Origin of the sequence: Streptomyces incarnatus (genome assembly GCF_001027185.1) — a bacterium.
GTDB classification, from domain to species: domain Bacteria; phylum Actinomycetota; class Actinomycetes; order Streptomycetales; family Streptomycetaceae; genus Streptomyces; species Streptomyces puniciscabiei.
The window spans coordinates 57,551-67,989 of sequence record NZ_CP011497.1; the positions used below are offsets into that span (position 1 = coordinate 57,551).

A 10,439-nucleotide genomic window follows, 5' to 3' on the forward strand; every position below is an offset into this window, starting at 1 on the left:
CTCAGATCCGCACAAAGCGCGGAACACGCTCACGTACCAAGGAGTTGCGGCGACAACCAGCCCATTACGGAAAGCCATCCGATGTGGACCGCCGGGCCGTGACGAACCCGAGCCGCGGGGTGGGGCTAGCCCCCTGGGAACACGGACGTTGACCGGATGGGAGAGCCGACGAAGATCAGCGAGGCTCTGGCCATGACGAAGAGCATCCGCAACGCCTCACTCCTCGCCGCCAGCGCCGTCCTCCTCGGCCTGATCACTCCGCTCACGGCCTCGGCCAGTGCCGGCAGCCCGCTGCACTGGGCCAGGTGTGAGGGAACAGGCCTCGATCCCCGACAGGAGTGCGCGACCCTCACCGTGCCGATGGATTACGCCGACCCGAACGGCCCCAAGATCGACCTGGCGCTCTCCCGTATCCGCAGCGAGAAGCCTTCGGCGCGACGGGGTGCCCTGCTGCTCATCCCCGGCGGGCCGGGCGGCGACAGCCTCGACGCCCCCTCCGGCAAGGGGCAGAAGCTGCCTCAGGCCGTGCGGGACCAGTACGACCTGATCGGGTTCGCGCCGCGCGGCAACGCGCCCTCCACCGCAGTCGATTGCGGCGTCGACCACGCCGACCTCGCCCTGACCGCGCTGCGGCCCTGGCCCGACGCCAACGGATCGGTCACCGGGAACATGGCCACCGCCCGGCGCATGGCGGACGCGTGCGCCCGCAACGGCGGCGCGTTGATACGACACATCAGCACGGTCGACAACGCCCGTGACATCGACCAGATCCGGGCCGCGCTGGGCGAGCACCGCCTGTCGGCGTGGGGCGTCTCGTACGGGACGTACGTCGGCGCGGTCTACGCGCAGCTGTTCCCGCAGCGCACGGACCGCGTCGTCCTCGACAGCAACGGCAACCCCGACCCGGTCAGAGCGGAGCGCGCCTGGCTCGCCGCGTTCGAGGTGGGCGTCGAGGACAATTTCCCCGTGTTCGCCAAGTGGGCGTCGGCGCCCGGCAATCCGTACCGGCTGGCCAGCACGGCCGCCGAGGTGCGCCCGCTCTTCCTCCGGCTCGCCGCCCGCCTGGACCGCGCCCCGATCCCCTGGCCCGGCGCCAACCCGGCCGAGCTGAACGGCAACGTCCTGCGCCAGACCATGCTGAACAGCTTCTACGACCCCGACGACTACGCCGCACTGGCCCAGCTGATCCTGGCCGCGCGCAAGGGCACGGTCCCGCCGGCACCGCAGTCGCCCCCCGACACCGTGCTGCAGAACCTCACCGGCGTGGCCGCCGCCACCATCTGCAACGACGCAGCCTGGGCCCGATCAACCACTGTCTACCAGAAGGCCGTTGACGAGAGCCGCGCCAAGTATCCCCTGACCGCGGGCATGCCTCGCAACGCCATGGTCTGCGCCGCCTGGCCGTGGCGGCCGGAACAGGCGCCGGTGCGAATCACCGACCGCGGACCGGCCGGCCGGATCATGCTTGTCCAGAACGAGCGCGATGTGGCGACACCGCTGAGCGGCGCCCTCAGGCTCCGTACCGCCCTGGGCCGCCGTGCCGTCATGGTCACCGTCAACTCCACCGGCCACGAGGCCTACCTGGCCAACGGCAACGCTTGCGGAGACGAAACGGTCTCACGGTTCCTGGCCACCGGCCAGCGCCCCATAACGGACGTCTACTGCGAGTGAGCACACCCTGCCGCAGCGCCGGGCCAACGCGTGAAATGCCTCCTTCGGCCTGCAGTGCCAGCCTGAACGGGCGTTGCCGGGGCGGCCGATGATGGCCCTGGTGACGCCGTGACTGGCCATGCCGGTCGGACAGTACGCGACCCGGCGCGCCCTTGCCGGCAGCCGAAACGGCCCTAGCGGCTTGCGCAACCACCGTTCCAAGACCCCACTGCCTGGACCGACACACCACCTGAGGCGAGTTGGTGCTGGCACGGGCGTTGGTGTCGACGGCCGCTCAACGGGCGCGAGGGGGTCCCGGCCGCATTGGGCACGGGGGGCAGCCTGTGGCGAGGGCGGCCCGGTGCCGCGCCGACATCACCTCGGACGCCCGGATGTCATGCCGGAAAAAGGCCGCAAAGGCCCCAGTGGAAGGGGATGCGGTCCGCAGGGTCGGCCGGGATCAGGCCACGCCGAGGAAGCTCAGTACGGCGAGCACCCGGCGGTGGTCGGCGTCCGCCTTCGGCAGGTCGAGTTTGGCGAAAATGTTGTTGATGTGTTTGGCCACCGCGCTCTCGCTGACCACGAGTTGCCCCGCTATCCCGGCGTTGGACCGGCCGCCCGCCATCAGCTCCAGCACCTCGCGTTCCCGCGGGGTGAGCCGGTCCAGCGGGCCGCTGTGGCGGCGCACCAGAAGCTGGGAGACGACCTGCGGGTCCAGCGCTGTCCCGCCGGCCGCGACCCGGCGCAGCGCGTCCACGAACTCCTCCACGTCCGCGACGCGTTGCTTGAGCAGATAGCCGATGCTGGAGGTGTTGGCGGACAGCAGATCGGCCGCGTACCGCTCCTCCACATACTGCGAGAGCAGCAACACCGCGGTCTTTGGCCACTGTTGCCTGATGACCAACGCGGCGCGCACTCCCTCGTCGGTGAAACCGGGGGGCATGCGGACGTCCACCACCGCGATATCCGGCCGGTGCTCCGCCACCGCGGTCAGCAGCGCCTCGGCGTCAGCGACTTCGGCGACGACCTCGAAGCCGGCCATCTCCAGGACCTTGACCACCCCGACCCTGAGCAGTACGGAATCCTCGGCGATCACGGCACGCACGGCAGCTCCACGGTGATGACGGTCGGCCCCCCGACGGGGCTGTCGACCGACAGGGTGCCATCGACCGAGGCGACCCGCTTGGCCAGCCCCGCCAGCCCGGTACCACCGGTGGGTTCCGCGCCGCCCACGCCATCGTCGCTGATGACGACCAGCAGCGTCTTCCCGAAGCGCTCCACGGTGACCTCGGCGCTGGACGCCTCCGCGTGCTTCACCACGTTCGTCAGTGCTTCGGAGACGACGAAGTAGGCGACCGCCTCGATCGTGGGCGACGGCCGCGACGGCAGGTCCACCTTCACCCGTACCGGGATGGGAGCCCGGGCGGCGATGCCGGACAGCGCGGCGTCCAGACCCCGGTCCTCCAGAACGGCCGGGTGCAGCCCGCGCACCAGGCCGCTCAGCTCCTCTATCGCCTCCTTCGCCTCCCGGTGCGCCTCGCCGATCACCTGGCGGGCCTCCTCGGGCAGATCGGTGAGCGTGGCCTTGGCCAGGCCGAGGTTGACCGCAAGGGAGACCAGCCGCTGCTGGGCACCGTCGTGCAAGTCTCGTTCAATACGCCGTCGTTCGGCATCGACCGCGTCCACCAGGCCGGTCCTGCTCTCGGTCAGGTCCTCGACCCGGCGCGCCAACTGCTCCTCGCGGCTGGGCCCGAGCAGGACGGTGGCGGTGCGGGTGTCGAGCCGGGAGAGGGCGTCGGTCGACAACCGCGCGATGTGGAGCATGGCGAGCCCGACCGCGGTGACGTACGCCGCCCAGGTGTAGTAGCCGGGATGGTCGACGCGCCAGTCCAGCGGCACCAGCCAGATCCACAGGTAGATCGAGGTGGCGGTGACGGCCACGACCCATGCCAGGAGGGTGAAGGACCCCGCGAGAGCGAGCAGCGGCCCGTCCAGCAGGTGATACCTGAGCTGCCGGTGCCCCGCCCGGGATCGCAGCCACTCCGGCAGCCGGGGCCGCTGTCCCGCGTAAGGCGAGGGGATGGCCACGTCGAGCCGGGTGCGGAAGCGGCCGCGTTGCACCTCGGTCAGCAGCGGCCCGGCGAGCACGATGGCCGTGAACGGGATGAACACCGCGAGGAGCAGTTGGCCCGCCGGGTCGAGGACCGGGAGGAAGAGCAGCCACGGCAGGGACACGACGAAGAGGACGCCGAGCTGGATGAGGACGCCCATGACGAGGAACGAGACCGGTCGTCCGGCTCCCTGGAACGGGAACAGAAGTAGGCGCCGCAGGCGGGCGGTTGTGTGCATGGGGAAACGGTAGGTGTCCGGGCCGGGGGCGGGCCATGGCAAGAGCATCCGCCTCGGGGTGTAGCTAGTGCCACCCCCACAACGGACATTCGCGTTACTGACCGTGAGCGCCTGGCGGGCGAGGCTGGAGGCCGTGAAGGAGCACCGGGAACGCGAGGAGACCGATCCGATGAGCACCCTGAGCGTCTGCCGACTTCAGGACGAGGCCCGCGGCTCGGCCGGCCGGCGCACGCGTCGCCGGTACCGCCTGGAACACGTCCTGGTCGGCTGCGGGCTGGCCCTGCTGCCATGGCTGGTCGTGCTGGCCAACGGTCTGCCGGGGACCACCATCGCCTCGAACTGGTGTACCGCCTGGATCGGACTGGACGCGCTGGAGGCGCTGGGTCTGATCGCCACGGGGCTGCTGGCTGCATGCGGCCACCGCCTGCACGCGCTGACGGCCGTCGCCACCGCGACGCTGCTGGTGGTCGACGCCTGGTTCGACACGGTGACCGCGGCACCGGGCGCGGATCAGATATCGGCGGTGGTGATGGCGGTCGGCGCGGAACTGCCGCTGGCGGTGGTGTGCGTCGTGCTGGCGGTACGCGGGTTTGCCGGCCAGACAGCCTGACCCTCGCTCCCGGCCCCGCCTCCTTCCCGCACGCCACCATCCCCTCCCAAGGAGAGATCCATGTCCCACACCGCCCTGGCCAAGCCCGCCGTCCGCTGGGCGCTCGCCGCCGGTGCCGTCGCGGCCGGCGCCCTGTGGTTCGGCGACAAGGCCCCTTACCCGTACGCCCAACACAAGCTGCTGGACCTGCCGTTGCCGTATCTGACCGCGAACCGCCTGGACGCCGTGCTGCGGCCCAGGCCAGGTGAGCGGGTGCTGGAGGTCGGTCCCGGCACCGGCCTGCAGTCGCTGCACGTCGCTCCCCAACTCGGCCCGGACGGACGGCTGGACGTCCTGGACATCCAGCCGGAGATGCTCGACCACGTGATGCGGCGCGCGGAACGGCACGGCGTCGCCAACATCACGCCCACCCGAGGTGACGCTCGTGAACTCCCCTTCCCTGACCGCACGTTCGACGCCATGTACCTGGTGACCGCACTGGGCGAGGTACCGGAGCCGGAGCGGGTGCTGGCCGAGGCGGTCCGGGTGCTCACCCCCGGCGGCCGACTGGTGGTCGGCGAGTTCTTCGACCGCCACTGGATCCCCTTCGGCACCTTGCACCGCCTCGCCGACGGCTCCGGCCTCCACCTGGCCGCACACCGTGGCTCCACCCTCGCCTACCTAGCCCGCTTCCGCCCCTGCGCCGCGGCAGCGTAGGGACGGGCCCGGGTGTACTGCCCCGGGAGGCCGGGGATGCGGCCGGGCGGCTGGTTTTCTGACCCGCGGAGCTGACGGATCCCGGCGGCCGGCCCGTACCTCCTGCCGTACAAGCCGCTCGCGTGTTGTGAACGCTGTGGCGCCTTCCCAGCCAGACTTACGTTTCGAAAAGGCCACCACAACCGATTAGCCTTCGTTGTTAGGCCGGGCTGGGAAGTGTCTGCCTGACCAATTTTGGCCCCAACCGATCGACCGGGAACAGGTTATGCCCCGGAATGGATGAACGCAGCCCAGCGGGCGGGTTGGCGGTCGTCGTCAGCCCGTAGTGCCCGCACGGCTGTGTGCAGGGCCTCGGCGGTAAGCGCGGGCCGGAATTTGCCCTTAGCGGTCAATGTGTCATAGACGTCGGAGCACAGCTCGGCTGCTGTATCCGCGCCGACCGACCACAGGGTGCCGATGACGTGCTGCCAGCCCACGTACTGCATGGCACTCGCCATGGTGATCGCCTCGTCGGGCACGCCGGCCCCTCCCAGAGCCGTACGGCATGCGGACAAGAACGCGAACTCGCCGTGCGCATGCCACTCGGTGTGCAGATCGGCGATGCTGAGGCTTCCGTCGGCCAGCAGCAGGCTGCCCTGGGAGGGCCGGTCGAGGTTCTGGCCTCCGTGGCAGCTCAAATGCACCCATGCATGTGTGCGCAGCGACTCGCGTACGGCCTCGCAGGTCGCTGCCTTCCCCCGCAGTTCAGTGATGTCCGGAAACCGGGCCCGCAGCCCAGCCAGTTCGGCCTCCACCTGGGGGAGCGGTGCCTGCCCCGCAGTCTCGGGCATGCCAATGGCCAGCACCCTGCCAGGGTGCTGGGCGGAGGTACGTTCCGCACGGCTTTCCAAGAGCGCACGCAGTGTCGGCGTGTACGAGGACACGACCCGGTCCATGACAGCGTCGGCTTGGTCAGGGGCGTCCAGGCCGCCTGGTGTGGCTCGGCAGGCCGCGTGAACGGGCAGCAGCGCCAGTGATCCCGTGGGGCACCACCACACGCGTGGCCACTCCTCTTCGGGTCCGGGTGGAGCGGTGCGGCCCAGCGCGGTCAGTACGGGATCAGCGACGGTGTCCCAGAGCCAATGCAAGGTGCTGGATACGGCCAGGTTGAGGGCGACACGGGCGGTCTCGTCACGACGGCTGGCCTCGTAGCGTTGGAGCGCCATGAGATACCGCACGCCATGCTGCGCGGCGGTGGCGTGTTCCAGCGCGGTGAGCGGGACGACCCGGGTGTCCGTTTCGTCGACCATCAATGCGTCACAGCGCCAGCGGCTGGTGACCACGAGTACCACCGGGCCGCCGGCCGTGGCTCGGCGTAACTGCTCCGCCTTCCAGGGGCGGCGGAAGCCGATGAGGCCTGGCAGTGCCGATGCCTGGGCGAGGAGTTCGCTGTATTCGGCCGCGAGCGCCAGTCGGCGATCGGCGGCCCGAGCCCACCAGCGTGCCTCACCTCCTGCCTCCGCGGACCCCGCCGAGGCCTGAGGTGAGGCATCCAGGGCGGCCTCGACCTCGGCGAGACGATCGGCGAGGTGCGGATCGGCTGCGCGTAGGGCCGCCATGTCGTCTCGCGCATCGAGGAGTTGGGACCACAGAACGCCACGGCCCTGTTCCAGCAGCTCCAAGGCGCGGTTCGGCTGACTCGCTGCGATGGCGCAGCTTGCCGCCTCGGTCGCGAGCCCGCTCCAATCCGACAGACGTTCCTCGCGCACTTCCCGGTCCAGCCCGCGCGACGCCACGGAAGGCAGCAGGTCCAGCGCGACGGCATAACCTTCCAACGCCGCTTGCCAGCGTCCACGCTCTCCTTCGGCGCGTCCCCAGGACGATGCGGCGTGAATACGCAACGACGGGGGCGCCGACAGCTCACCGGCCAGCTCCCGCAATAGGAACAAGGCTTCCTCGACGCGCTCCGAGCCAAGTTGCAGCAAGGTGTCCGCGAGGTTGAGCGTGGCCTTCGGGTGCGCGGGATGGTGCGACGGCACCATCCCGCGCACCTGCCGGTACAGCTCGGCGGCATGCTCACCGTCGGACTCCTCGCGAGTCGCGAGGAAGCGCGCGCGGGCGCTGTTGCCCTGGTTGTTGAGGTAGCTCGCCCGTCCCGGATGGTGAGGTCCCGCTTCCTCCAAGGCCAACCGATGGGCTTCGGCTGCTTCAGCGAGATCGGTGGAGGAGGCATCGCATGGCTCACGGAAGAAGGCCCGAAGACCTTTCTCGACCATCGCGGGCAGTCGCTTCCCCGTGCTCCCGGTCGACAGGTGGCGAACCGCCCCGAAGCTCGGACGGACGGCGAACGGGCCGCCCGCGTGCCGCTCCAGCAGAGCGTTTCCCAAGTTGGATGCGAGAAGAGCGCGCTCCGGGTGCCCCGAGGGTGTGCGGCGCAGCGCCTCGCGGTAGGACTCCACCGCTGCGTCGAGGTAGCCTCGGTCGCCTGTCACGTCCCCTAAAGAACACAAAACGTGTCCCCGCGTGTTGAGAAGCCCGGGACGGCGAACGGAGCGTTCCTCCTCGATCTGCAGCGCCTCGTCGACTGCGTTGACCGCGTCGTGAAGGTCCTGCCGGTCACCGCTGCGTTCGTATCTGGTGTGCAGGGCCAGCCCCAGCTGCATCAGAGCCAAGGACCGGTCAGCGTGCCTCGAACCGACCTTGGTGACTGCTTTTGTCAGCGACTCCACGGCCGAGTTCAGGAGTTCCAACCGTCCCGTGGCCTCGAACTGGGCCAACAGGTAGGTTCCGAGGTTGGAACGGTATGCGCCTTGCCCAGGGTCGTCTCCAGGTGCGCAGGTCACCGCCTCGGCAGCATGCGTCACCGCGCTTTGGATGTCGTCCAGGTCGCCGGTCAGCTCGTAGCGGGTCGCCAGGGAAACGGCCAAGCTGTTGGCGAACAGGTGCCGCTGGGGATCGGACGGCAGGATGCCGCCCATGACCTGCTTGCTCAATTCGACAGCCTTGGTGGCGTCGAGGATATCGCCGGTCGCTTTGGCCCTCCGAGCCAGCGTGGCACTGTAGTTGTCCCGCAGCTGCAGAGCGGTGCGGGAGTAGGGATCTCCGGTTCGGAGGGCGGATTCTGCCGCGCGGATCGCGCGGTCCAGGTCGGCAGGGTCGCTGCGCCGTTCGTAGCGCAGACGCAGTGCCAACACCAGATTGGACATGTCTCCGTACCAGAGCTGGTGATCAGGCGGATAGGCCATGGTGGATGCCCTGAACAGGTCCACCACCTCGTCCAGTTCGGCGAGGTCGTTGGTGTACATCTGCCGTTTGAGCATGTCGGTGGCGCGCCAGCCCCAGCTGTGAGGGCCCAGAAAGCGGTGATCGATGGTGGGCTCAGACCGCAGAAGGTTCATCACCTCCGCGGGGACTAGCCGGGCGTCGGCGTAGCCGATACGGGCGTACAGCAGGATCGCGGCGAACAGGTCCTCGTCCCACTGCTTGGCGGTGTGCGCCTTGGAGCGTGCCCAATGCAGCCGGGCCAGGGCCTGTATGACCTCCAAAGAGGTGCCCTGTGCGGACATCACGGCGTACCACAGGGGAGCTGCGTCGGGCAGCGTGCCGAGCTCCATCACGGCCTCCGGCTCGCCGGTCCGCTCGTACCGCTCGACCCGGGCGATCACCGAATGTAAGGCTGCTTCGAGTTCACCGCCCTGCATTGCCGGCCCTCTCAATCCCGATCCACGTAAGTCCCGTACTGGCTAATCTAGTCGGGCTGGCAAGTCGTTCAAAAGGAGGCGCCAGTGCCGTCCACCGCGGATGACCGGGCTGCGGCCGCTTGGCTCTGTGCGGCCTTGCCCGAACTGCAGGAAGCTCTGGATGCAGACGATTACGCGCTGGATCGACTGCAGCAGGCGCTCACCGTCGTGCGCGAGGGTGGGCCAGCATCGCAGGTGTGCCGTGAGCTCGGTTACTCGCCGGACCCCGAGCCGGACAAGTCCGCCGTCCCCGGGTCCACGGGAGCTGAGGTTTCTCTGACCGACTTCCACCTCGCTGTCCCTGCCGTGCGCGGCGACTACCGGTGTCCGCGAGGCCGGTGCGGTCGACGCGCTCATGCCGACGCCAACGGACGCGAACCGCGCTGTGTCATCGATGACGTGCCCATGACCTTCCGGTCGCCGTGAACGGCCTGCTTGCCGAGATCGGCAAAAAACTGGCCGACCGCTGGCTGAGCGCGCTGCTCCTGCCCGGTCTGCTCTTCACCTCCGTTGTGCTGTGCGGATGGTGGCTGGGCCATGCGCACGCGCTCGATCCCGCGCGGCTCCAGGCATACGCGCAGCGGCTCGGACAGCAGCTGAACGGGCGGCCCGCCGCAGTACTCCTCGCTGTCATGGGTGCTCTGCTCTGCGCGACGGCAACGGGACTGGCCGTTCAAGCTCTGGCCGCCGTGGTGCGACGCTCGTGGGCCGCTGCGAGCCCCACGTGGTGGGTGGCGCTGCGACGGCGGCGAGTCGAGGAGGCACTGCTACGCCGCGGACACACGGTGCCCGAACGGTACCTGCCCGCCCGCGTCACCACCATCGGTGATCGTTTCCGGCTCGTCGGAGAACGAATCGACGCCCAATACGGCCTTTTCGTCACTCTCGCCTGGCCCCGTCTGTGGCTGCTGCTGCCCGAGCCGGTCACCACCACAGTCAGGGATGCGACCACCCGCTACCGCGTTGCGGCGGAAACCGCAGCCTGGGGCACTCTTTACCTCCTGCTCGGCATCGTGTGGTGGCCGGCCGCACTCGTCGGAGTCGTGACCCTGGTCACAGGGTATGTGCGCGGCCGCTCGTCAGCCGCCGTGCTCGCCGACCTGGTCGAGGCCGCCGTCGATACCCACCAGCGTATGCTGGCCGACTCGCTGGGCGTCGAGCTGCCGAATGGGCGCATTACACCTGCCGAAGGGGCACGCATCAACGACATGCTTAACAAACGCGCGTGACAGCCCAGGTCAGAGCTTCTGTCCTTAGGAAAGGCTGGTGACGAGCGTGTCACGGGTCTGGCGGGCCGCGAGGTAGCCAGCTCAGCTCTCACCTGCTAGTGCCGCATCAGGCAACGTTCGCCTTGGTCTTGCCGGGCGAGTGCAAATCGCGCGGTCCGCGTAGTCTCGCGGGGTGCACTCTCATCT

Annotated in this window: 7 protein-coding genes; 4 read left to right on the plus strand and 3 right to left on the minus strand. The window is 69.4% G+C overall.

Annotated elements, in window-relative coordinates:
- Window positions 1-192 precede the first annotated feature (192 nt).
- Window positions 193-1,671 (plus strand): alpha/beta hydrolase, encoded by a 1,479-nt coding sequence (locus tag ABB07_RS00280; RefSeq protein WP_208896664.1) that lies wholly within the window; start codon window positions 193-195, stop codon window positions 1,669-1,671.
- 439 nt (window positions 1,672-2,110) lie between these two features.
- Here ABB07_RS00280 and ABB07_RS00285 read toward each other — a convergent pair whose 3' ends face one another.
- Together ABB07_RS00285 and ABB07_RS00290 are read right to left on the minus strand one after the other, a co-directional pair.
- A complete protein-coding gene (locus ABB07_RS00285) occupies window positions 2,111-2,755 on the minus strand; it encodes a response regulator (RefSeq protein ID WP_208896665.1) in 645 nt (214 codons plus the stop codon).
- A complete protein-coding gene (locus ABB07_RS00290) occupies window positions 2,743-3,999 on the minus strand; it encodes a sensor histidine kinase (RefSeq protein ID WP_208896666.1) in 1,257 nt (418 codons plus the stop codon). Before ABB07_RS00290 ends, ABB07_RS00285 begins: the two co-directional genes overlap by 13 nt.
- Before the next feature lie 103 nt (window positions 4,000-4,102).
- Here ABB07_RS00290 and ABB07_RS00295 point away from each other — a divergent pair, with 103 nt between their 5' ends.
- Together ABB07_RS00295 and ABB07_RS00300 are read left to right on the plus strand one after the other, a co-directional pair.
- Entirely contained in the window at window positions 4,103-4,609 is a 507-nt protein-coding gene (locus ABB07_RS00295; protein ID WP_208896667.1) for a hypothetical protein, read from the plus strand.
- Between the two features lie 60 nt (window positions 4,610-4,669).
- Window positions 4,670-5,305, plus strand: coding sequence for a class I SAM-dependent methyltransferase (locus tag ABB07_RS00300; protein ID WP_208896668.1), 636 nt, complete (start codon window positions 4,670-4,672; stop codon window positions 5,303-5,305).
- Between the two features lie 263 nt (window positions 5,306-5,568).
- Here ABB07_RS00300 and ABB07_RS00305 read toward each other — a convergent pair whose 3' ends face one another.
- Window positions 5,569-8,985: a CHAT domain-containing protein gene (locus ABB07_RS00305; RefSeq protein WP_208896669.1), complete on the minus strand. Its 3,417-nt coding sequence runs from the start codon at window positions 8,983-8,985 to the stop codon at window positions 5,569-5,571.
- A gap of 461 nt (window positions 8,986-9,446) precedes the next feature.
- On the opposite strand from ABB07_RS00305, the gene ABB07_RS00310 reads away from it, so the two are divergent.
- Window positions 9,447-10,253, plus strand: coding sequence for a hypothetical protein (locus tag ABB07_RS00310; protein ID WP_208896670.1), 807 nt, complete (start codon window positions 9,447-9,449; stop codon window positions 10,251-10,253).
- Window positions 10,254-10,439 lie beyond the last annotated feature (186 nt).

What these genes read in the sequence shown, in the direction of transcription:
- ABB07_RS00305 (WP_208896669.1), bottom strand. Translation starts at nt 8,985, where the DNA reads ATGCAGGGCGGTGAACTCGAAGCAGCCTTACATTCGGTGATCGCCCGG.
- ABB07_RS00280 (WP_208896664.1), top strand. Translation starts at nt 193, where the DNA reads ATGACGAAGAGCATCCGCAACGCCTCACTCCTCGCCGCCAGCGCCGTC.
- ABB07_RS00290 (WP_208896666.1), bottom strand. Translation starts at nt 3,999, where the DNA reads ATGCACACAACCGCCCGCCTGCGGCGCCTACTTCTGTTCCCGTTCCAG.
- ABB07_RS00300 (WP_208896668.1), top strand. Translation starts at nt 4,670, where the DNA reads ATGTCCCACACCGCCCTGGCCAAGCCCGCCGTCCGCTGGGCGCTCGCC.